Origin of the sequence: Marinomonas sp. FW-1, assembly GCF_005222245.1 — a bacterium.
In the GTDB taxonomy this organism is placed as follows: domain Bacteria; phylum Pseudomonadota; class Gammaproteobacteria; order Pseudomonadales; family Marinomonadaceae; genus Marinomonas; species Marinomonas alcarazii.
In genome coordinates this window covers 819042-842326 of record NZ_CP025987.1, presented here as the reverse complement: position 1 = coordinate 842326, position 23285 = coordinate 819042, and the positions used below count along the sequence as shown (strand labels likewise).

General features: G+C 43.2%; 21 protein-coding genes. 8 read left to right on the top strand and 13 right to left on the bottom strand.

Annotated elements, in window-relative coordinates; all coding sequences use genetic code 11:
* Positions 1–5: 5 nt before the first annotated feature.
* Entirely contained in the window at positions 6–1103 is a 1098-nt protein-coding gene (locus C1X04_RS03880) for a tRNA nucleotidyltransferase (RefSeq protein WP_137169222.1), read from the top strand.
* 10 nt (positions 1104–1113) lie between these two features.
* Here C1X04_RS03880 and folB read toward each other — a convergent pair whose 3' ends face one another.
* Both folB and tsaD read right to left on the bottom strand, forming a co-directional pair.
* On the bottom strand, positions 1114–1479 hold the full coding sequence (gene folB / locus C1X04_RS03875) for a dihydroneopterin aldolase (RefSeq protein WP_110575251.1): 366 nt from the start codon (positions 1477–1479) through the stop codon (positions 1114–1116).
* 3 nt (positions 1480–1482) lie between these two features.
* Entirely contained in the window at positions 1483–2517 is a 1035-nt protein-coding gene (gene tsaD / locus C1X04_RS03870) for a tRNA (adenosine(37)-N6)-threonylcarbamoyltransferase complex transferase subunit TsaD (protein ID WP_110575658.1), read from the bottom strand.
* A 439-nt stretch (positions 2518–2956) separates the two neighbouring features.
* On the opposite strand from tsaD, the gene rpsU reads away from it, so the two are divergent.
* The 5 genes from rpsU to C1X04_RS03845 all read left to right on the top strand — a co-directional run bounded on the left by rpsU (position 2957) and on the right by C1X04_RS03845 (position 9461).
* A complete protein-coding gene (gene rpsU, locus C1X04_RS03865; RefSeq protein ID WP_009835737.1) occupies positions 2957–3172 on the top strand; it encodes a 30S ribosomal protein S21 in 216 nt (71 codons plus the stop codon).
* Between the two features lie 131 nt (positions 3173–3303).
* Positions 3304–3750, top strand: a complete 447-nt coding sequence (locus C1X04_RS03860) for a GatB/YqeY domain-containing protein (protein WP_110575249.1) — start codon at positions 3304–3306, stop codon at positions 3748–3750.
* A 4-nt stretch (positions 3751–3754) separates the two neighbouring features.
* A complete protein-coding gene (dnaG, locus tag C1X04_RS03855; RefSeq protein WP_110575247.1) occupies positions 3755–5755 on the top strand; it encodes a DNA primase in 2001 nt (666 codons plus the stop codon).
* A gap of 115 nt (positions 5756–5870) precedes the next feature.
* On the top strand, positions 5871–7709 hold the full coding sequence (rpoD, locus tag C1X04_RS03850) for an RNA polymerase sigma factor RpoD (RefSeq protein WP_110575245.1): 1839 nt from the start codon (positions 5871–5873) through the stop codon (positions 7707–7709).
* A gap of 345 nt (positions 7710–8054) precedes the next feature.
* Positions 8055–9461: a PhoH family protein gene (locus tag C1X04_RS03845; protein WP_110575237.1), complete on the top strand. Its 1407-nt coding sequence runs from the start codon at positions 8055–8057 to the stop codon at positions 9459–9461.
* Positions 9462–9548: 87 nt separating this feature from the next.
* On the opposite strand, the gene C1X04_RS03840 is transcribed toward C1X04_RS03845, so the two are convergent.
* The 4 genes from C1X04_RS03840 to C1X04_RS03825 all read right to left on the bottom strand — a co-directional run bounded on the left by C1X04_RS03840 (position 9549) and on the right by C1X04_RS03825 (position 13836).
* Entirely contained in the window at positions 9549–10175 is a 627-nt protein-coding gene (locus tag C1X04_RS03840; RefSeq protein WP_110575235.1) for a bifunctional 4-hydroxy-2-oxoglutarate aldolase/2-dehydro-3-deoxy-phosphogluconate aldolase, read from the bottom strand.
* 23 nt (positions 10176–10198) lie between these two features.
* Positions 10199–11674 carry a glucose-6-phosphate dehydrogenase gene (zwf, locus tag C1X04_RS03835; RefSeq protein ID WP_110575233.1) on the bottom strand — a complete coding sequence of 492 codons (1476 nt, stop codon included), beginning with the start codon at positions 11672–11674 and terminating at the stop codon, positions 10199–10201.
* Positions 11675–11694: 20 nt separating this feature from the next.
* Positions 11695–12669, bottom strand: a complete 975-nt coding sequence (gene glk / locus C1X04_RS03830; RefSeq protein ID WP_110575231.1) for a glucokinase — start codon at positions 12667–12669, stop codon at positions 11695–11697.
* A gap of 102 nt (positions 12670–12771) precedes the next feature.
* A complete protein-coding gene (locus C1X04_RS03825; protein ID WP_110575229.1) occupies positions 12772–13836 on the bottom strand; it encodes a diguanylate cyclase in 1065 nt (354 codons plus the stop codon).
* 313 nt (positions 13837–14149) lie between these two features.
* On the opposite strand from C1X04_RS03825, the gene C1X04_RS03820 reads away from it, so the two are divergent.
* On the top strand, positions 14150–14473 hold the full coding sequence (locus tag C1X04_RS03820) for a hypothetical protein (RefSeq protein ID WP_110575227.1): 324 nt from the start codon (positions 14150–14152) through the stop codon (positions 14471–14473).
* Here the strand turns inward: C1X04_RS03820 and C1X04_RS03815 are convergent.
* Positions 14470–15495 (bottom strand): DUF3080 family protein, encoded by a 1026-nt coding sequence (locus C1X04_RS03815; RefSeq protein WP_137169221.1) that lies wholly within the window; start codon positions 15493–15495, stop codon positions 14470–14472. The two genes, C1X04_RS03820 and C1X04_RS03815, sit on opposite strands and share 4 nt — an antisense overlap.
* On the opposite strand from C1X04_RS03815, the gene C1X04_RS03810 reads away from it, so the two are divergent.
* The gene (locus C1X04_RS03810; protein WP_110575223.1) at positions 15494–15904 is read left to right on the top strand and encodes an acyl-CoA thioesterase; all 411 of its coding nucleotides are present in this window, start codon (positions 15494–15496) and stop codon (positions 15902–15904) included. The genes C1X04_RS03815 and C1X04_RS03810 overlap by 2 nt on opposite strands.
* A 57-nt stretch (positions 15905–15961) precedes the next feature.
* Here the strand turns inward: C1X04_RS03810 and C1X04_RS03805 are convergent, their stop codons facing one another.
* The 6 genes from C1X04_RS03805 to infB form a co-directional block, all read right to left on the bottom strand.
* Positions 15962–16552, bottom strand: a complete 591-nt coding sequence (locus tag C1X04_RS03805; RefSeq protein ID WP_110575221.1) for an LPP20 family lipoprotein — start codon at positions 16550–16552, stop codon at positions 15962–15964.
* Positions 16553–16693: 141 nt separating this feature from the next.
* Entirely contained in the window at positions 16694–18802 is a 2109-nt protein-coding gene (gene pnp, locus C1X04_RS03800) for a polyribonucleotide nucleotidyltransferase (protein WP_137169220.1), read from the bottom strand.
* Between the two features lie 180 nt (positions 18803–18982).
* Complete coding sequence (gene rpsO, locus C1X04_RS03795; protein WP_012068748.1) at positions 18983–19252, bottom strand: 30S ribosomal protein S15; 270 nt, start codon at positions 19250–19252, stop codon at positions 18983–18985.
* A gap of 111 nt (positions 19253–19363) precedes the next feature.
* On the bottom strand, positions 19364–20290 hold the full coding sequence (gene truB / locus C1X04_RS03790; protein WP_137169219.1) for a tRNA pseudouridine(55) synthase TruB: 927 nt from the start codon (positions 20288–20290) through the stop codon (positions 19364–19366).
* A 9-nt stretch (positions 20291–20299) separates the two neighbouring features.
* Positions 20300–20689 (bottom strand): 30S ribosome-binding factor RbfA, encoded by a 390-nt coding sequence (gene rbfA / locus C1X04_RS03785; protein ID WP_110575215.1) that lies wholly within the window; start codon positions 20687–20689, stop codon positions 20300–20302.
* 12 nt (positions 20690–20701) lie between these two features.
* Positions 20702–23272 carry a translation initiation factor IF-2 gene (gene infB / locus C1X04_RS03780; RefSeq protein ID WP_137169218.1) on the bottom strand — a complete coding sequence of 857 codons (2571 nt, stop codon included), beginning with the start codon at positions 23270–23272 and terminating at the stop codon, positions 20702–20704.
* Between the last annotated feature and the right edge of the window lie 13 nt (positions 23273–23285).

Genomic DNA, 23285 nt, shown 5'->3' with positions numbered 1-23285 from the left:
CAATAATGTCACAACCTTATCAAGTTTATCTCGTTGGTGGCGCCGTTCGCGATGCTTTATTAGAGCTACCCGTAATCGATCACGATTGGGTTGTTACAGGCGCCATTCCAGAGCAACTTGAACAGCAAGGCTTTCAGCAAGTTGGCAAGCAGTTCCCTGTTTTTTTACACCCTAAGAATAAAGAGGAATACGCCCTTGCCCGTAAAGAGAAAAAACAAGGCGAAGGTTACACTGGGTTCATTTGTGACTTTTCGCCGGATATCAGCCTGGAAGAAGATTTAGAACGCAGAGACCTGACCATCAATGCCATTGCGCAAGATGAAAATGGCACACTAATCGATCCATTTAATGGGCAAAAAGACTTACATGATAGAGTGCTTCGCCATGTATCAAATGCCTTCATTGAAGATCCACTCAGAGTATTAAGGGTCGCCCGATTTGCCGCTCGTTTTCATCACTTTGGCTTCACCATCGCCCCAGAAACCATGCTATTGATGCAAACAATAAGCGCGTCCGGAGAACTTTCTACCTTAAGCGCTGAACGCATCTGGAAAGAATTGGAAAAAGCGTTAAATACTCAAGATTCCAATGTGTTCTTTTCGGTATTAAAGGACGCGAACGCGCTCGACAAACTCTTTCCAGAACTCGTATGGAAAAACAACCAGTCTCTCGTCGATATCTTACAGCAAGTCACACTCACACCTGCTCAGCGTTGGGCTATTCTCTGCAAAGACACCCCTCTTGAGACGTTAACCCAACTGCATCAACGCATTCGCTGCCCTAACCAATTTAAGGTTCTTGCCGAGCAAACTCGCGCTTTTTTAGAAAACCAACGCATCCCTATGGACTCTGTCGCATGGGAAAACTGGTTAACCTCCGTTAATGCCATAAAAAAACCTCAACCATTTGTTTTACTGATTGAGGTTCTAAGCTTGTTAACCAATAGCAAACCACAGGACTGGCAATTGCTACGCACTACTATCGCAGCAATTAATGCAGCAAGCCTAATGAAGCTAGGCTTAAGTGGTGCAGAGCTTGGGCAAGCACTAAAACAAGCCCGTGCGGATGCGCTCGATAAAACCCTATCCCCATTTGTCCGCTGAAACAGAGTAACTAGTAAGTAACAGCAGACTTACGGTGAATCTTCACGCCAACAGCCTTAGCTGCAGGTACAGCGCCCGGCTTACGCAAAGTTAATGTGACAGCATTTAACTTAAACTGCCCAATCAACTCACCAACCAAATGCTCAGCCAAGGTTTCAATCAATTCAAATTGACGCTCTGCACAGAAAGTCAAAATGTAATTAGAAATCGCTTCGTAATCTAACGTTTTAGCCAAATCGTCTGTTTCAGCAGGAACACGATTGTCGTGCTCCATTTCCAAATCAAACACCAAATCTTGTTGGATCTTTTTTTCCCAGTCATAAACACCAATGACTGCTTGAGCCTTAAGACCTTCAATGAACACCAAATCTTGCATTTTTTATCCCTTCAAAGGAGGTAATTCGGATAGAGGCCAACGCGCACGTATCGACAGACTTAACTCTGAGGACTGACCATTCAACAAACGCTGAGCACCAGCATAGGCAATCATGGCGCCGTTATCCGTACAAAACTCTGGGCGCGCATAAAAGACATTCGCCTTTATCTTTTTAAGCTGGGTTTCAAGCTGCTCACGCAAACGCTGGTTGGCACTCACGCCACCAGCAATAATCAACTGTTTCAGCCCTTCCGCTTCCAAAGCTCGACGACACTTAATAACCAAAGTATCCACGACCGCCGTTTCAAATGCCAAAGCCGCATTCGCTTTAAACTGCTCATCACAACACTCGTTATCTAAGGCATCATGAACCGCTGTTAAAAATGCGGTTTTTAAACCACTAAAACTGAAGTCCAAACCAGGGCGATCCGTCATCGGGCGAGGAAATTTCAACCCTGATTTAGGATCACCCTGTTTTGCTAATGCGGCTATTTGTGGCCCACCAGGGTAAGGTAATCCGATCATCTTAGCGGCTTTATCAAAAGCCTCACCAGCCGCATCATCAAGGGATTGACCTAACAAACGATACTCACCAATACCATCCACTCGCACTAACTGTGTGTGACCACCAGAAACCAGCAAAGCAACAAAAGGCATTTTAGGTTGAGACTCTTCTAACATAGGAGCAAGAAGGTGGCCTTCCATATGATGAACACCCAAAGCAGGAATCCCTAAAGCATACGCCAGAGAACGCCCAATCGTTGCCCCAGCCATCAAGGCGCCAACTAACCCAGGACCACTGGTGTAGGCTATCGCGTCCAATTCCGACTTTTTCATTCCCGCTTCTTGCAACACTTCATCAATCAGCGGCAAGGTTTTACGAACATGATCACGAGACGCCAATTCAGGCACGACGCCACCGTACTCAGCATGCTGTGCAATTTGAGAATAAATCTTGTGAGCTAACAATCCGTTTTCGGTATCGTAAATAGCGATACCAGTCTCGTCACAAGAGGTTTCTAATCCCAATACTTTCATCAGAATAATCTCTTCAATAATTTGAGCGCATTGTACCTTATCTGTGCCATCCATTGCAGAGTTAAGCGTCACTACTTAACACGCAGGCTAAATGAAATTAGACACAGAGGAACAAAAGCATTATAATGCGCGCGTTTTAAATGTTTAAATTAAAAGGCAGGTGATTTTTCTAGTTTGGCACATAGATTCTGACGTACTGAAGTAAAGACTTCTTATATCAGTTAAATGGCGACCCAAACACCCTCTTAAAAAATGAATACCGTTACAGACGCGACAATAGTCTGTTCAGGGTTGAGCCTTTGGCTCAGAAAAATCGATTCATACTGAATCACACTCTGTTCAACAAAAGCGCGCTTTGAAAGCCCAGTAAATACGGGTATGATTCACGCCGTTTTTGTGAATACTTAAACTTTAAAAAAATATTATTGAAGGTAATAACATGCCAGCTGTAAAAGTAAAAGATAACGAACCATTTGACATCGCTCTACGTCGCTTCAAACGCTCTTGTGAAAAAGCAGGTGTTTTGGCTGAAGTTCGTCGTCGTGAATGCTACGAAAAACCAACAACTCTTCGCAAACGTGCTGCAGCAGCTGCTGTAAAACGTCACGCTAAGAAAGTTTCTCGTGAGCAGAAGAAATTCCAACGTTTGTACTAGGCCAATCTGCCGTTTGGCACTTTGCTAAAAACAAATGTTTGCCTATATGCTTTTAGCAAATAGGTTTATAAAAGAACGGCTAGTTAATCAACTAGCCGTTTTTTTTGCTTATAATTCATAAAGAGGACAACATGTCAGATTTAAAAAAGCACATCTCAGACACCCTAAAGGCCGCTATGCGCGCTAAAGAAAAACAACGCGTAACCGTGATTCGCACCATTTTATCTGAATGCAAGAAAATCGAAGTTGATGAACGCATTGAACTAGATGACGCGCGCGTGTTGGCCGTTCTTGATAAAATGAACAAACAGCGTAAAGACTCTTACCAACAATTCATTGACGGTGGCCGTGAAGATCTAGCTACCGTAGAAAAGGAAGAGATGGTCATCATTAGTGAATTTTTACCAACACCATTGACTGACGAAGAAGTCGGTGAGATCGTCAAAGCGGCGATTGCCGAAACTGGCGCTAGCTCTATGCAACAAATGGGCGCAGTTATGGCCATTGTGAAACCACAAGTACAAGGCCGTGCCGACATGGCACAAATCAGCAAACAAGTTAAAGCACAACTAGGCTAATACAATGGCGGGACGTATTCCTGATCAGTTTATTGATGAACTGTTAGCTCGAACCGATCTAACCGATGTGGTTGCGTCTCGCATCAGCCTAAAAAAAACAGGGCAAAACTACAGCGCCCTATGCCCTTTCCATAATGAAAAAAGCCCCTCTTTCAGCTTAAATCCAAACAAACAGTTCTATTACTGCTTTGGTTGTGGTGCTGGCGGTAACGCTATTTCATTTGTCATGGAGCATGATCATTTAGACTTTGTTGAAGCCATTGAAGCGCTTGCCAAAGACGCTGGAATGGAAGTACCCAGAGAACAAGGCGCACCAGACAGGTACGAGCAAAACGCAGAATTACTCAAACGACTTTCTGAAAGCTCGCAATTCTATCAACAGCAATTAACACAACACCCAGACAAGAAAAAAGCCACCGATTATTTATCAAAAGATCGTGGCTTATCAGGCCAAATAGCCAAAGTCTTTGGCCTAGGATATGCTCCACCAGGCTGGGACAACCTACTTAAAAAAGTCGGCACCCGCGCCGAAAGCCAAGAACAACTTCTACTTGGCGGCATGCTGATAGAGAAAAAAGACCAACCAGGTCACTATTACGATCGCTTTCGAGATCGGATCATTTTTCCTATTCGTGATTCGCGAGGCAGAGTCATCGCCTTTGGTGGACGAGCTTTTGGCGATGAAAAACCCAAATACTTAAACTCCCCAGAAACGCCCGTTTTCCAAAAAAGCCAAGAACTCTATGGCTTATTTGAAGCAAAACAGAATACGCCTGTACTCGACCAAATTCTGGTCGTCGAAGGTTACATGGACGTGATTGTATTAGCGCAACACGGCATAACCAATGCAGTTGCAACGCTTGGCACATCCGTCAACAGTCAGCACATACGTAAACTGTTTAAACTGGTCAGCAAAGTCGTACTTTGTTTTGATGGCGACAAAGCGGGTCGTGCCGCTGCAATTCGAGGCTTAGAAGCTTCGCTTCCAGTGATGCAAGATGAAAAGCAAGTACGATTCTTATTCTTGCCCGAAGGGGAAGATCCAGACTCTCTCGTCAGAAAGGAAGGCAAAGAAGCGTTCAATCATCGCTTAGAAGACGCCTCTTCTCTCTCCCATGTACTGTTTGAACACGCACGGAATCAAGTCACCTTGGGCGACGAGGAAGGCGAAGCTCAATTTGCTCGCAACGCTATGGAGATGATTAGAGAGATTCCGAAAGAGCTAACCTTTCGGTCTGTGTTGATTCGCCAATTAAGTGAACAGTCTGGCATCGACAGCGAAACATTAAGCAACACTGTTTTTAAAGCTCGACGTCAGCACATTTCAACAGAATCCAACGAGACGCCACAACAAGGCCATACTCAGCCTACTCAAAACTACAGTGACGATCTTCCAGATTTAAGTCATTACGACTATGAACCATCCCATAGTAACTATGATGATTACCAGTACACAGATCACGCCATTCCGGCCACCCAGCAGAAAGCTCAAAGCTCATTCAAAAAGCCATTTGGTAAAAAGCCTTTCTCTAAAGGTAAGTTTTATAATGACGAACCCGCCTTACCGCCAGCAGCGCCTAGCTTAAGTCAAATTAAACAAGCCACACTGTGTCTTTTGCTGCACCCACACATAGCCAAAGAAATTGATATACCAGAGCCACTGATCAACCAAGCAAGCGAAGAGCTACAAGTTTTTTGTAAAATTTGGCGTTTTTTCACCAAAAATCCAACAAAAAACACCGGAAATCTTTTAAGCGAGATAACAGATTCTTTCACCCTTTCTTCTATTTACGCATTATTGAACCACAAAGACGCCATAACAAAGCAAAAAATCACCAACGCACAGCAAGAAGTGCTTGATATGATTCTAACGCTAGAAAAAAATCTTGGATTAAATAGCAGCATTGCACGGTTGAAAAACAAGGGAAATGAATCCATAAAGGATATTAACAGTCAGCAAGAACTGCGAAATTTGATGGATCTAATTAGGCAAAAAAAATCTTAAATGTTGCTTACTTTTCATTCAAAAATCTAAGGATTTGGTGGATAAAAGTGATTGATTTTGTTATAATCCGCGGCTTGCTAAACTCCCAAATGAATTTCTAACGATAGGTTGTCGAATGCCAGACACTCAACAGTCACGTCTCAAAGAGCTGATCTCCAAAGGTAAAGAACAAGGTTACCTAACTTTCTCAGAAGTTAACGACCATCTACCTGATGACCTTTCAGACCCGGAGCAAGTAGAAGAAATTATTGCCATGATCAACGACATGGGCATCACGGTTTCTGAAGTTGCTCCTGATAAAGATAACCTTCTTATGGAAGAAGGTGATGCCACAGACGAAGCCGCGGCTGAAGAAGCTGCTGCTGCGTTAGCGGCCGTAGAAGGTGATATCACCCGAACAACAGATCCAGTGCGTATGTACATGCGCGAAATGGGAACCGTTGAGCTACTGACTCGCGCAGGCGAAATCGCCATTGCAAAACGTATCGAAGAAGGTACTCGTGAAGTCATGGCGGCCATTTCGTACTTCCCTGGCGCAGTAGACGTATTGCTTGATGCTTACTCAAAAGTGCAAGAAGAAGAAGGCCGTTTAAGCGACATATTCAGTGGCTTTATCGATGGCGATGGCGAAGAGCCTGTTTTCGAAGAGACCTTAGCGGACGAGCCTGCTATCGAAGAAGATTCGGTTGACAGTGACGACGATGATGATGACACCGAAACCAGCGAAGAAGAAACCGATAACGGTCCAGACCCAGAAGAAACGGCACTGCGCTTCAACGATATTTCACGCATTTACGAAGAGCTGAAAATCTTGCTAGAAACGAAAGATCGACAAGATCCAGCTGTAAAAAGCAAGCAAGAAGAATTGAGCATCAGCTTCGCGCCGATCAAACTGGTTCCAAAACTGTTTGACGATTTGATTGATCGTGTTCGCTCTCGCATGGAAAAAGTTCGTGAACAAGAACGCCTAATCATGCAAGTGTGCGTGCGTAAAGCCGGCATGCCAAGAACAGAATTTTTGAAACGCTTCCCAAGCAATGAAACCAATCCTGATTGGCTTCAAGAACAAATTGCAACGGGCGCGGATTACGCTGCAACCTTAGAAGAAAACGAAGCTGAGTTTATGCGCAGCCAACGTAAACTTCGTGCAGTGACGAAAGAAACAGGCTTAACCATTGCTGAGCTTAAAGAAATCAACCGTCGTATTTCTATCGGTGAGACTCGCGCTCGCCGTGCGAAAAAAGAAATGGTTGAAGCCAACTTACGTTTGGTTATCTCTATAGCGAAAAAATACACTAACCGTGGCCTACAGTTCTTGGATCTTATTCAAGAAGGTAACATCGGCCTAATGAAAGCGGTTGATAAATTTGAATATCGTCGTGGCTACAAGTTCTCAACTTACGCTACATGGTGGATTCGTCAGGCAATTACTCGCTCAATTGCGGATCAGGCACGCACTATACGTATCCCTGTGCATATGATTGAAACGATTAACAAACTTAATCGTATCTCTCGTCAAATGCTTCAGGAAATGGGTCGTGAGGCGACACCTGAAGAGCTAGCAGCTCGAATGGATATGCCAGAAGACAAGATTCGTAAGGTTCTGAAAATTGCTAAAGAGCCTATTTCGATGGAAACCCCTATTGGTGATGATGAAGATTCACACCTAGGCGACTTCATTGAAGACGACGGTGCTGAATCTCCAATTGATATTGCCACCATTGAAGGCTTGCGTGAATCAACAACAATGGTACTTGCTGGCCTAACCGCCCGCGAAGCCAAAGTTCTACGTATGCGCTTCGGTATCGATATGAATACTGACCACACTCTAGAAGAAGTTGGTAAACAGTTTGACGTTACTCGTGAACGTATTCGTCAAATCGAAGCCAAAGCATTGCGTAAACTACGTCACCCTAGCCGTTCAGAGCATCTAAGAAGCTTCTTAGACGAGTAATATGATCGACTATAAAAAAAACCGCTGCCATAAACAGCGGTTTTTTTATAACCAAAAAATGTAAAAAAAACCAATTAGAACAAGCATACGCAACCAAACTGTCATACACTCAGATTAGAGTATGGATAAATACAGTGAGGTATAGCTTGCTACAAAACCATAATCCAGACCATAACATCACCCTATTCCCACCAACAGAAAGCATCTCTGTTCAGATTTTCAATACCCTAAAATTTACCTCCAATAAAAAACTCAGCACCACAAAAAATACCAAGCCCCATTGTTTTGTACGTTTATGCGCCCTTTCAAAAGAAAACTTCATGTTCTTTGTAGGAGTAATACTCTATGGAAAAAATCTACGTTCTTGACACCAACGTGCTATTGCACGACCCCTTGGCAATTTATGCTTTTGCTGAACACAAGGTTGTTATTCCAATGACGGTTCTTGAAGAACTGGACGTTATTAAAGACAGAAGAGACAAAGACGTCAGTCGCGAGGCACGGGTAGCCATCAATACGATAGATAAAATAGTAGGTGACGCCTCCCCTCGCGAATTGCAAGCTGGCGTTCCAATCCGCGTCGTTAGCAACGACATAGACAAAAACGAGAACGCCCGCAATGAAGGCTCTTTAGCAATCTACCCCGATCAGCAAATTACACTAACCGACAACATCCCTTTCCTAAACGGAAACCATGATCACGCAAACGATAATCGAATTATTAATGTTGGCTTAAGCTTACAAGCAACGCATCCGCGTTCTTCGGTTTGCTTAGTCACCAAAGACATTAATATGCGCATAAAAGCAAAAGGCTCTGGCCTAGAACGAGTAGAAGACTACCGCAAAGATCGTGTTTTAGATGATCTGGACTTAATGACCAAAGGCTACATTCAATTTACCGGAAGCTTTTGGTCGACTATTGATAGTGTCAAAACGGAAGCTCACGGCCGTCACACAGTCCATGTAATCAATAAAAGCCGACTCCCTAACCTCTATATCAATATGTTCGTTATTGATGATGAGGACTTTATTGGCTTTGTGGTAAACCTCGATCAAGAATTTGTCTATTTGCTTGATGTAAACAAACAGCATTTGATGAATCAAAACTTTTGGGGCATCCATCCACGCAATCTAGAGCAAGCTATGGCGTTTTACTTACTACGCCATGACAACTCCGATTTAATGGTAATGACAGGCCCAGCAGGCTCAGGGAAAACCCTACTGGCCTTAGCTTATGGCCTACAAGTCACCATGGAGGAAAAACGCTTCAATAAGATCATTGTGGCAAGATCAACACCACCAATGGCTGAGGACATCGGCTTTCTACCAGGTACTGAAGAAGAAAAAATGGCACCTTGGTTAGCGGCATTCGATGACAACCTAGAAATACTTCATGGCGCTGACGAGCATTCTTTTAGTAGCATTGACTATGTAAAACAAAAGGCTAATATTCAGTTCAAATCACTGAACTTTATGAGAGGTCGATCTTTCAACAACGCTCTGATTATTATTGATGAAGCTCAAGGATTAACACAATTCCAGCTTAAATCTATTGTCACAAGGGTTGGTAGCAACTCAAAAATTATTGTCTTAGGCAACTTGGCTCAGATAGACAACAAGTACATCACCCCACTTACATCAGGTTTAACCTACTTGGTTGAAAAAACGAAATCTTTCAAATACTCCAGCATCATGCACGTCAATGGGATTGAACGCAGTCGACTTGCTGAATTTGCAGAAGAAAACCTCTAAATAACGGAACAACAGCGACTAAAAAAGGGAAAGAGCAAATGCTCTTTCCCTTTTTAATTGACTCAAGATAAAATGAAAAGCAGTAAATTACTGGCTTACAGATTTTGCCAGCTCTGTAATTTCATCCCACTTTCCAGCACGAACCAAATCCATAGGCACAATCCAAGATCCGCCAACACAAAGTACGTTAGGCAGAGCCAAGTACTCGCGGAAATTATTCGCACCAATACCACCTGTTGGGCAGAATTTAATTTGCGGCAAGGGACCTCCGAACGCTTTCAGAGCTTTAACACCACCATTCACCTCTGCTGGGAAAAATTTGAAACGGTCATAACCGTATTCCATCCCCAACAATATATCCGAGATGGTTGCGACAGCAGGTAAATAAGGAACATCATATTCTTTACCAACAGCCAATAAATCCGCAGTCATCCCAGGGCTAATAATAAACTGAGAGCCAGCCTCGATTGCCTGAACATATTGCTCACGAGAACACACGGTTCCCGCACCGACAATCGCCTCTGGAACTTCTTTACGAAGCGCCGCAATGGCTTCCAAGGCTGCAGGTGTACGCAAAGTAACTTCTAAAACAGGCACTCCACCTGCAACAAGTGCTTTACCTAATGCAACAGCTTGTTCTACGTCATCAACAACAATAACAGGCACAACAGGAGTTGCAGTCATTACCTGCTCGGCAGTATAAGAAGTGGTCATTGAAATTTTCCTTTCTTTAAAACTTAATAATCGTGCCAATTACGGCCATCTTTAATAGGCAGAGCCATAGATGCAGCCGGCCCCCATGAACCAGAAGCATACTCTTTTGGACGCTCACTAGTTTGACTCCATGCAGACATAATACCATCGACCCATTTCCAAGCCGCTTCCACTTCATCGTAGCGCATAAACAAAGTAGCATCGTTACGCATTACATCAAGCAATAGTCGTTCATACGCTTCTGGACTACGTTTGTCATTGAAGGCTTCTGTCAAACTCAAGTTCAAATCAACAGGCTGAAGGTTCATACCCTCACTTGCGCCAGGTACCTTATTCATCACAGTCAACGAGATTTTTTCTTCTGGCTGAAGACGAATGATCAACTGATTACGCTGTAGTTGACGGTTACTCTCGTCACTAAAAATACTATGAGGGACTGCCTTAAACTGAATCACAATTTCAGAATAACGCTGACCAAGGCGCTTACCTGTTCTTAAATAGAAAGGTACGCCAGCCCAACGCCAGTTATCAATATCGGCACGCAAAGCCACAAAGGTTTCCGTTCTTGAATTCGGGTTACTACCCTCTTCATCAAAGTAACCTTTCACTTCCTTGCCTTTGATCATGCCTTTTGCATACTGGCCACGGACAGTTTTGGTATAAGCATTAGCACCAGCAATTGGACGCAAAGCTTTTAGTACTTTAATTTTTTCATCTCGTACTGAATCGGCATCCATGCGACCCGGTGGCTCCATCGCCACCAAGCAAAGCAGCTGAATCAAATGGTTTTGCACCATATCACGCATAGCGCCGGCATTATCATAATACCCCCAGCGACCTTCCACTCCGACTGTTTCGGATACAGTAATCTGCACATTATCTATATGCGCACTGTCCCATAGAGGTTCGAAAAGTGTGTTACCAAAACGGATCGCCAACAAGTTTTGTACTGTCTCTTTACCTAAGTAATGGTCGATACGAAACGCTTGCTGTTCCGTAAAGTTTTTCATTACCTCATCATTTATAGCACGAGAAGAAACAAGGTCACGGCCTAGTGGTTTCTCTAATACCACACGCATGCGTTCAGCATTTAAACCATGCGCCGCTAATGATGAACAAATAGAACCAAATAAATCAGGGGAAGTCGCAAGATAGAAAACAACATCACGATCATCGCCTCCGACTTGATGGTCATTCAAACGAACAAAATCCGATTCCTGCTGCGCATCAACCGAGACATAACTCAAACGCTTTTTAAAACGTTCCCATGTTTTGCTGTCGCCAATGCTAGAAGGTACAAACTCATCAAGTGCCGTTCGAATTTTTGCTTGATAATCTTCCGTAGTCACTTCTCGTCGAGAAGCACCAATAATTCGTGTTGTTGGAGCAAGCAAACCATCCATATCTAAATGGTATAAAGCCGGTAATAACTTACGCATCGCAAGATCACCACCGCCACCAAAAATTACAACATCACAGGCTTTTAAACTGGCCTTCATTCTTTACTCTCCAACTAAATCTAGGCTTTCGATACTAGATGAGATGCATAACATGCGCAGCCCATCAGCCCTGGGTATTCAGACATCACAACAAACGTAGGAATCGGTGACACGAAATCTTTCATACGACCTTTATCCTGCATCGCGTCACGAAAGCTACTTTTCAGAATTTCTTTTAGATAACGAGGCACAATACCACCGGCAATATAAACCCCTCCGCGGGATTCAACCGACAACACCAAATCGCCAATCACTCGTCCTAAAAAGACAAAAAACTGATCCAAGGTCGCTGTCGCTATCGGATCATTACCCAATTTCAACGCGTCACCTATTTCAGGTGCAGTTAAACGCTTTTTAATACCTTGTTGCAAGGCCAACGCTTCGTAAATATTTTCCAACCCCATGCCAGATAGGACTCGTTCAGCAGAAACTCTATGATGACGAGTACGAAGAAACTTTAAAATATTATCCTCGACGTCATTACAAGCAGACAAATCAACATGACCACCTTCGCCTGGCAAAACAATATTTGGGCCATGATCTTGCGGAACAACACAGGCGACACCAAGACCGGTCCCAGCCCCAACCACCCAACAAGCGCCTTTGGGATCTACTTCAGATCGTTCGCCAACCACCACCAAATCCTGAGGAGTCAAGATTTCTAGGCAGTGACCAACAGCATCAAAATCATTCAACAAAGCAACCGCTTTATTGTCACCAAAATACGACTCTACTTCGCTACGAGTAAACTGCCATGGATTATTAGAGAACCTAATCACCGGCTGATTTACAGGACCTGCAATCGCTAGCACTACAGCGTCAATATCATCCATTCCGACACTGCAATTTTCAATGTAATCGGCAGCAGCATCAAAAAAGGTTTCATAATTTTCACAGGGAAGCACTCTTACTTCTAGAGGCTCATACTGATGAATGGGAACCAAGGCAAAGCGTGCATTAGTTCCGCCGAGATCGGCGATTAAAGCATGGGACATAAACGAACCCTATTTAATTTTCTTGAAATTTTACAACAAAAATGAGGTGAAAAATACCGCAACCCTGAAAAAACAAAGGCTAAAATGTAATAAAATTACATTTTATCTCAGCCTGTTTAAAAACTTGAACACCTTTGTAGGCACTAATCTTTTACGGTTATTTTTATAATCATAGAGACGCTCATCTGCGATCTTCAACAGATGTTTATAGTTACTTGGTCTGTCAGATGACACACTAGCACCACCGTAGCTAATAGTAATAGGTACAAGGTTAGATTTGTACCTTAATGGATTAGATTGTAGATATTCCTGAATAGATTCAGCGATGAGAATGGCCTGCTCATAGCTTTTACCCGGCATAACGAAAACAAATTCGTCACCAGCAAACCGAAATGCCAACCCTTGCTTGTGTACATATTTTAATAGCCGCTTGGCGATGTATTCCAACACCTCATCACCACAGTTATGGCCTAATGTGTCATTAATCGATTTGAAAGCATCGCAGTCAATAAAAACCACCGTTAAATCACGCTCCTGCATCTTAGAGCGAGCGAATTCGCGGTCTAACATTAACTCTAATTGTCGGCGGTTTAACAAACCAGTCAAGGGATCTCGAGTCGCCAAATATTCAAGCTTTTCTCTTGCTGTCACATTGCTAAGGCAAATGGAAATTTTGATGGCCAACTGATCAAGTAAGAAAGTGTCTTTTGTAGTGGCATCGTAGCGAGTACTGTCCGAATCAGCCTGACAAAATAAACCCACAAGCTCACCATCAATCGTTAAAGGCGAAATAGCAACGGACGAAATGATATCTCGGTAAACCGCTGGGATAATCTCCCAACAGCGGCTTAGATTGGTATTAACCAAAACTGTTTTATTGCTAGATTTAATGATATCAATCATTGAACGGCGTCTTGTAAATAACACCCTATCGCGTAGATCAGGCATTTTTTCCAAGCTTTCAATCAAATGAGACAAAGGAGCCTCGTTGATTAAATTCACCCAAACATAAGGAACATTGAATTGTTTTTGCACTTCTTTAGTAAGAGTCGAAACAAACTGATCACAGCGACCAATCGAAAGAATACAACGCTCAATTTCAAAAAATTTGCGTGCTATCTCTTCATTGTGTCTAACATTATCGATCAATTCATTAATATTATGCATGCATTATGCCTTACCACAGTCAAATTAAGCGGTTCATTAATTCTATATAGAAGCACCAGACCCTAAAAACCTCATTGATCTAACTGCATTATAGTACGATGCTTAATTACTTTGAGCTATAGATGGAACAAAAAAGTGATGAATAATCATACAAAAACAGCGTTTTTGTATGCCTCAGAGACAAATATCACATCATATTCTTTTCTTTCATCACCACCTAGCACAACTCAGCCTTCTTTTATTTACCTGTTTTCTTTAAGAAAATTTTATCTGTGCCGATAGCTAATTTAAGAGTGGCTAACTAGGTACACAAATGAATATAAGAGAAATTATTGAAACGCAGGTAACTCAAAGCAGTAAAGCGGGCCAAGCTGTATCTGGAAACGCTAATTTCGCTTTATTGATGAGCCTCTTCAATCAACCAGGCCCGTCTATCATGAACGCAGATGATGAATTAAGCTTTCATCAGCCTCATGCTCTGACTCGGCCAATGCAGTTTTCCCACAACATTGGTGAGAACCCGATCGCGAACATCGCTCTTTTAAAAGCATTAAGCCAAGAACCTTTAGCGAATGGCCCTGCTTACCAATATGATGCTGTTGAAAGCTTAGAACAACAGCTGAGTGTTCGCATCTAACGATCTTGAATTGAGACAGAGCAGCGCTCGAATAATGCACTCCACTCTTTAGCATGATACTGAGACGCCGACTGATAACGCTGCCATTCACTTCCTTTTTGCTGCAAAGAAAATTGACTTGAAAACTCAGCCATTTCGATACTTAGCGGCTGACTTATTTGGAATAATTGATTTAACAGCGGTAATACCTGATAAGCACCACGGTTAATTCGCCCCATATATGGCTGAATTTTCTGCACATAATGTGTCTCAAATTGTTGCTTTAAAAATGTCATTGGCGCACCACAAACCTCTTCATTTAAAGCATGCACATTACTCGCAACAAGATTTAAATAATCCGCTATACGCGCTAACGAATACAATAAACGTCCAGCATATTCACTGTCCATCAAGACCTTCAGATCATCCTCAAAAGTCCCAGCATCAATCACAGGTAAATCTTGCAAATTCTCGCCAATCACCACCAATCGATTAAGTGAATCTAACAACTCCTGCTGCTCCGCCGTAGAGTAATTAAGTGGCAAATAACCATTCGATAGGCTGAAAAAGGCATCGCTTTCTACGCCATTAAAAAGTGCATTTGAGAACGCTTTAGACAATTCAAGTCTTTTCTGCGCAGCGACTTGGTGCAATTCTTCTGACAAGGATTCATTCTTAATATCACAGGATTCAATCGCACGAATAATATCTAGTTCGTACAAAAATCGCTGACTATCAGGCATCACCTTACCTAGAATACTGTTCTTTCTTCCGGCAACAGCCCCTACATCACATTGCTGTAGAGAAAGAAAATCCAATAAACCAATATCAAATTGGCTTAAAGTTTGCTGTCTATATCGTGCTGAAGGAAACGTTTTCGGCATAACAATCGCAGGAGAAGAAATGGACAAAGACTGAGAGCGATTTAAATCTACGACATATTCATTCAGAAAAGCTTCACCTTTAAAGCGAGTATCACAACCGCTAACAACGAGTATAATAGCGAACAACAGAAGATAAGAACGAAAAGGCTTTATTAACATGAACAAGCTACTCATCCAAAAACGAGAAGAAATTTCAGAAACACGCGTGGCCAAAATGGTTTTCCCTGGCACGACAAACCACTACGACACATTATTTGGCGGCATCGCTTTACAATGGATGGACGAAGTTGCTTACATTGCAGCCACTCGGTTTTCAAGAAAAACCATGGTTACCATTTCAACAGAGCAAGTCGATTTTAAACAACCAATCCCATCTGGCATTCTGGTTGAACTTATCGCCCGCGTAGTTCACGTTGGCAGAACGTCATTAAAAGTAGAAGTGTCTATTTTTCTTGAACAGCTCGACAGCGACAAACGCACAAAAGCCGTCACTGGGCATTTTAATTTTGTGGCAGTAGACAGCAATAAAAAGCCGACACCCATCTTTGACGAAGAGGAAGGTGTTTAACACCTATTCCGGAAAATGATGGAAGACAAGATAACTCTGTCTCCCATCGTTCATCCATTAATTAGCACGTCGTTTTGCTATCTCAGAAGCCAATTCATCAAAACTCTTTTCAGATTCTAATTTCTGAAATAAAGCCGCTTCATTTCTCATAGATGTACGCAAAATACTTTCAGCAATACCTTCAGCTTGAGATGGGTCTAAACCAACCAACACCACTAAACCACCCGTTGGGGTTGGCATCTGGCGAATGACCTTAGATCCTATCAAGGTTTGCTCAGTTATTTGTTTTGTCACCACGCTGTTAACACGATCAACCGTTTCAGCATCGGCAGCGCCTGTCGTTTCAACATATTGCTTAACCATGTTTTGCAAATCAACACTTAGTACTTGAGCTAATTCTACGCGTGCAGCTGTCGTTGCCATTTGCTTCATATAATTAGCGCCGGCTGCAGACTTTTCACTGTAACCAACTGCAGATAATTCCACACCCTCAACCGGTGCACCACACACCCATTCTGGTGCCGCTTGATTTGAACCATCAGCAAACACACAATCAGGAACATCAGCAACAGGGGTATTTACTACATCTTTACTGCAGGCAGCCAACACCAAACTGGCAGCCAATACACTTACTACTTTAAACGTCATGCGCTTTTCCTTGTTTAATAAGTCAGTCAAACAACAAATGAGAGTGTTATTTATGATGTTTTCATTCTAGTCTATTAGACCCATTAAAAACAAAAAAAGGCGCTATAAATAGCGCCCTTTTACATCAATTTACACTAAAAATTATTCAGTATAAGCTGCTTTTTCTTCTTCAGTTACATCTTTCATAGAAAGCTTGATACGACCACGTGCATCAACATCTAGTACTTTAACAATCACGTCTTGGCCTTCTGACAAGAAGTCAGAAACCGCACGAATGCGTTCTTCAGCGATTTGAGAAATATGAACTAGACCATCTTTACCAGGTAAGATATTTACGAATGCGCCAAACTCAGCAAGACGAACAACTTTACCTTTGTAAAGCTTATCAACTTCTGCTTCAGCAGTGATTTCATGAATCTTAAGCAAAGCAGCGTCAGAAGATGCTTTATCAGCCGCGTAGATACGCACTGTACCATCGTCATCTAGATCGATAGAAGCACCTGTCTGCTCAGTGATAGAACGGATTGTTGCACCACCTTTACCGATAACGTCACGAATTTTCTCTGGATCAATTTTGATCGTCGCCATAGATGGCGCATTTGGAGACACTTCTGGACGAGCGTAACCAATTACTTTTGCCATTTCACGAAGGATATGAGTACGAGCTTCAAGCGCTTGGCTCAAGGCGATGTCCATAATTTCTTCGTTGATACCTTCGATTTTAATGTCCATTTGAAGCGCAGTGATACCTTCTGCAGTACCCGCTACTTTAAAGTCCATATCGCCAAGGTGATCTTCGTCACCCAAGATATCTGTCAATACTGCAAAGCCGTCGTCTTCTTTGATAAGACCCATTGCGATACCCGCAACTGGTGCTTTAAGAGGAACACCCGCATCCATCATAGACAAAGACGCACCACAAACAGAGGCCATAGAGCTTGAACCGTTAGATTCAGTGATCTCAGATACCACACGGATTGTATATGGGAATTCATCTTCAGAAGGCAACACAGCCTGAACACCACGACGCGCTAGACGACCGTGACCAATCTCACGACGACCAACACCACCCATACGACCACACTCACCAACAGAGTATGGAGGGAAGTTGTAATGCAACATGAAGCTGTCTTTGCTTTCGCCAGTCAAACCATCTGTCATTTGTGAATCGCGGCTCGTACCTAGAGTACAAGTTGCAATCGCCTGAGTTTCGCCACGAGTGAACAAAGCAGAACCGTGAGTCTTGCTTAGCAAACCCACTTCTACGTCAATTGGACGAACCGTTTTGTTGTCACGACCATCAATACGAGGCTTGCCATCGATTACACGACGACGAACAATGCGTTTTTCAAGTTTAGAGAAAGCACCAACAACGTCAGCTTCTGTAAATTCGCCTTCTTCAGTAACAAGCGCAGCAACAGCAGCGTCACGAACAACACCTAGTTGAGCGTAACGAGCCATTTTCTCACTGATTCCGTATGCTTCTTCGATTTGAGCTGCATAACCAGACTCTAGAGCGTCAGTCAAAGAAACGTTTGCCGCTTCAGCTTCCCAATCCCAACGAGGCTTAGCACACTCAGCTGCAAATTCAGTAATAGCTGAAATAGCCGTTTGCATTTCTTTGTGAGCATAAAGAACAGCACCTAGCATTTCGTCTTCTGTAAGCTCTTGTGCTTCAGACTCAACCATCAATACCGCGTCTTTAGTACCAGCAACAACCATGTCTAGCAAAGAACCGTCTAGATCAGAGTAGCTTGGGTTAAGCACATAACCAGACTCGTCGTTAAAGCCAACACGAGCAGCACCAATAGGACCGTTGAATGGAATACCAGAAATAGTCAATGCTGCAGACGTTGCCAACATAGCCGCAATGTCAGCGTCTAGGTCAGTGTTTGTTGACATAACAGTACAAACAACCTGAACTTCGTTCATGAACCCTTTAGGGAACAATGGACGAATTGGACGGTCGATCAAACGAGAAGTTAGCGTTTCTTTTTCAGAAGGGCGACCTTCACGTTTTAGGAAACCACCTGGGATTTTACCAACAGCGTAAGCACGCTCTTGATAATGAACAGACAGTGGGAAGAAGTCTTGACCTGGTTTAGCTGATTTAGCACCTACAACAGTAGCAAGTACTTGCGCATCACCAATTGTACAAAGAACAGCACCTGTTGCTTGACGAGCAATGCGGCCTGTTTCTAGCGTTACGGTATCGTTACCGAACTGAAAAGTTTTTGTAGTAATACTCACGCGTATTCCTTTTTATTAAAAATAATTCTTCTCCCAAAGACCTCTTTTTAAGCCAGTACTCATATAAACTCTTCTCGCTTCTCCCACTTACAGAGAGAAAAAAGTGTATATGAAGTACAGGCTGTCCCTTGGGAGACCAATAAAAAAAGGGCCATAATCACTTATGGCCCTTTCTCAGTCTTAGCGACGCAGACCTAGTTTTTTGATCAAACTAGTGTAACGTGCTGCATCTTTACGCTTAAGGTAATCCAACAACTTACGACGCTGGTTTACCATACGGATTAGACCGCGACGAGAATGATGGTCGTGGATATGAGCTTTAAAGTGACCTTGAAGACCTTCGATGTTCTTAGTCAACAATGCTACTTGAACTTCAGGAGAACCAGTGTCGCCTTCCGCTACTTGAAACTCTTTTACCAACGCTGCTTTTGATTCTGCAGACAATGCCATAATCTTAATCTCCAAATTAATATGCTATTAAAAGTAAAGGATAGCCGAGCATATTTTCAGTTATCCTAGACCAGCAAGTTTAACACTCTTTTTAGCAGAACTCACTGCTATTTATAAAGAGAACTCACTCGTATTAACTAATCGATAAGGACGAATAGTCGCCCCTTTAATCTGACCAAGACCTAAGAATCGCTGAGACTCATGATCGTACATTCTAATTACCGTTTCATGGTCTAATGAAACAGGACTTTGGACAGTTCGACCGAACATCATATCCAGCGAATCTACTTTAGGTAAATCCACTTTAACAAAATGCTCAACGGCCGTATCCATAGAAATTAGATGAGAATCTAACGCTTCATAACCTTGCTCTGCAATGGACTCAAACTCCTCCAACGTCATCATATTTTCAGGCAAGTATCCTGCCGTAGAAATACGATGCAATGAATGAAGGTGAGCACCACAGCCCAATGCTTCACCAATATCCTCACCAATCGTTCGAATATAAGTACCTTTCGAACACTGAATATCTAAAGTCAGTGTATCTTCCGTTCTTGAAACAAGGGTAAGATTAGAAATAATAACGCGACGACGTTTCCTTTCAATCACAATACCCTGACGGGCATACTCATATAAAGGTCTTCCTTCGTGCTTTAAAGCAGAATACATTGGCGGTATTTGCTCTATTTCACCACGAAATCTGTCTAAAACAGCCTCAAGCTCATCGTCAGCAAGTGACGGTATCGACTCTTCCGTCAACACATCACCCTCTCGATCGCCTGTGGTTGTTCTTTTCCCCAGTTGAATACAGGTTAAATAGCGCTTATCTGCATCCAATAAATACTGAGAAAATTTAGTCGCCTCACCAAGACATAATGGCAACATTCCAGTTGCCAAAGGATCAAGCGCCCCAGTGTGTCCAGCTTTTGCCGCCTGATAAAGACGACGGACACGCTGCAGGGCTTGGTTAGAACTTAAACCTATCGGCTTATTCAGCAGGACAATACCGTCCACTGAACGCCATTTTGTTTTAACCATACGAACTTATTACTCGTCTTCTTTACCGTTTTTTGTCTCATCATCACGAATTGCTTCGTCAATAAGAGCAGACATGCGCGAGCCATTTACAACACTCTGGTCATAATGGAAACGCAAATGCGGCATAACACGAAGTTTTACTTCTTGTGCTAAACGACGACGCAAGAACCCTTTTGCACTATCAAGCGCTGCTTGGTTCTCAGCCAATACTTCTGGCTGATCATCTTTACCAAGAACGGTATAGTAAATATCCGCATAACCTAAATCTTTTGCTACACGCACTTCGTTGACAGTAACCAACCCTAAACGAGGATCTTTTACTTCAAACTGGATCAAGGACGCCAGCTCCTTTTGGAGCTGGTCACCAATCCGACTAGTACGACTAAATTCGCCTGCCATGATCTTGTCCTATTAAAGCGTACGCGCTACTTCGACGGTTTCAAAAACCTCGATCTTATCGCCTACTTTGACATCGTTGTAGTTCTTCACGCCGATACCACACTCCATACCGCGGCTAACTTCGTTAACAGCATCTTTGAAGCGACGAAGAGACTCAAGCTCACCTTCGTAAATAACAACGTCATCACGTAGTACACGAATCTGCTTGTTACGGTAAACCGTACCTTCGATAACCATACAACCAGCGATCAAACCAAACTTAGGCGAACGGAATACATCACGTACTTCAGCAGTACCTTTGATGTCCTCGCGAAGATCTGGAGACAACATGCCAGACAATGCAGATTTCACATCATCAATAATGTTGTAGATAACACTGTAGTAACGAAGATCGATGCTTTCACGCTCGATAAACTGCTTAGCTGAGCTATCTGCACGAACGTTGAAACCGAAGATAACCGCATCAGAAGCAAGAGCCAAAGTTGCGTCAGTCTCGGTGATACCACCAACACCACTAGAAACAACATTTACTTTTACTTCGTCTGTATTCAAGTCAGTCAAAGACTTGATCAACGCCTCAAGAGAACCACGAACATCCGCTTTAAGAACCACGTTCAAGGTACGAACTTCGTCTTTGCCCATTTCAGAGAACAAGTTCTCTAACTTAGCAGAATGCTGACGCGCAAAGCGCACTTCACGGTACTTGCCTTGACGGAAGTTAGCTACTTCACGAGCCTTACGCTCATCAGCAACCACAATGAATTCTTCACCCGCTTCCGGTGTTCCATCAAGACCAAGAATCTCAACAGGGATAGAAGGACCAGCGGCATCAATTGCTTTACCAGTTTCATCCAACAAAGCACGCACACGACCCATTTGAAGACCAGCCAACACAATGTCGCCCTTCTTCAAAGTACCGTTTTGTACAAGCAGTGTCGCTACAGAACCACGGCCACGATCAAGGCGAGCCTCAACCACAACACCTTTAGCTGGAGCACTAGGCACAGCGGTAAGTTCAAGTACTTCAGATTGCAAAAGAACCGCTTCTAGAAGTTCTTCGATACCTTCACCAGATTTAGCCGATACGCCTACGAACTGAACGTCACCGCCCCATTCTTCTGGCACAACTTCTTGTGCAACAAGTTCGTTTTTAACACGATCTAAGTCCGCACCTTCTTTATCTATCTTAGTGATAGCAACAACCATAGGCACTTCAGCAGCGCGAGCATGCTGAATCGCTTCAATAGTCTGAGGCATTACACCATCATCAGCGGCACAAACAAGGATAACAATATCCGTTGCTTTAGCACCACGAGCACGCATAGAAGTAAACGCAGCGTGTCCAGGTGTATCCAAGAAACTAACCATACCATGAGGTGTTTCAACGTGATAAGCACCAATGTGCTGCGTGATACCACCCGACTCACCCGCTGCAACGCGAGTAGTACGAATGTAATCAAGCAATGATGTTTTACCATGGTCAACGTGACCCATTACAGTGACTACAGGTGCACGCTTAATCGCTTCACCTTCATAGTCAATCGCTTCAATCATGTCATTTTCGACAGCATTTTCGTCGATAAACTTAACCGTATGACCCATCTCTTCAACAACAAGCGTTGCTGTATCACGGTCGATTGTCTGGTTAATGGTCGCCATCGCGCCCATTTTGAACATAATTTTAATAACTTCTGCGCCTTTTACTGCCATTTTCTCAGCAAGATCAGCAACAGTAATACTTTCTGGCAAAGCGACTTCATGAATCATCTTCGCTGTAGGTTTCTGGAAACCATGCTCTTGTTTAGCAGGCTTCTTATTCTTACGACCTAACTTACCGCGACGAGTAAATTCATCTTCATCATTCACGTTTACGCGTGACCGTTTGTTATCTGGATTAGCACGACCACGAGGCTTGTCTTTATCATTGTCATGTCTAACTGGACCCTTTTTGCCTTTAGGCGCAACAGTTGACTTTTTACTGTCCATTGCTGGTTGAGACGCTTTTTTCGGGTTTTTTGGCTGCTTCGGTGATTCCACGGGTTCTGCCGCTCCTATATCGGAAACATACTGCTCCGTATCATTTACCGCGCCAGCATCCGCTTTAGCAGGCTTCGCTGCTGCTTCTTGACGCGCTTTTTCTTCAGCTTCAGCTTTTGCTTTAGCTGCCTTCTCTTCTTCTAACTTACGCTCTGCTTCTAGGCGTGCTTTCTCTTCAGCCGCTAAACGCTCTTGCTCTTCCGCAAGACGTTTCGCCAGCAATTCTTCCTGCTTTTGAGCTTCTTCGTCTGCATCATCGCGTTTAACATAGGTGCGTTTTTTCTTTACCGCAACATTAACCGCTTTTCCGCCGTCACCACGAGACAAAGTACTAGTGGTTTTACGCTGCAAAGTAATACGCTGACTTGTATCGCTTTCTTCACCATGCTGACGCTTTAAATAGTTCAACAGAACTTGCTTTTCTACTTCAGAGACTTCTTGGCTCGCACTTGTTTGAGGCAAACCAGCGTCTTTCATCTGAGCCAGTAGCTTATCGACTGGCGTATTTACCAATTCGGATAGTATCTTTACGGTTTGAACTGTCATTAAGTTCCCCCTT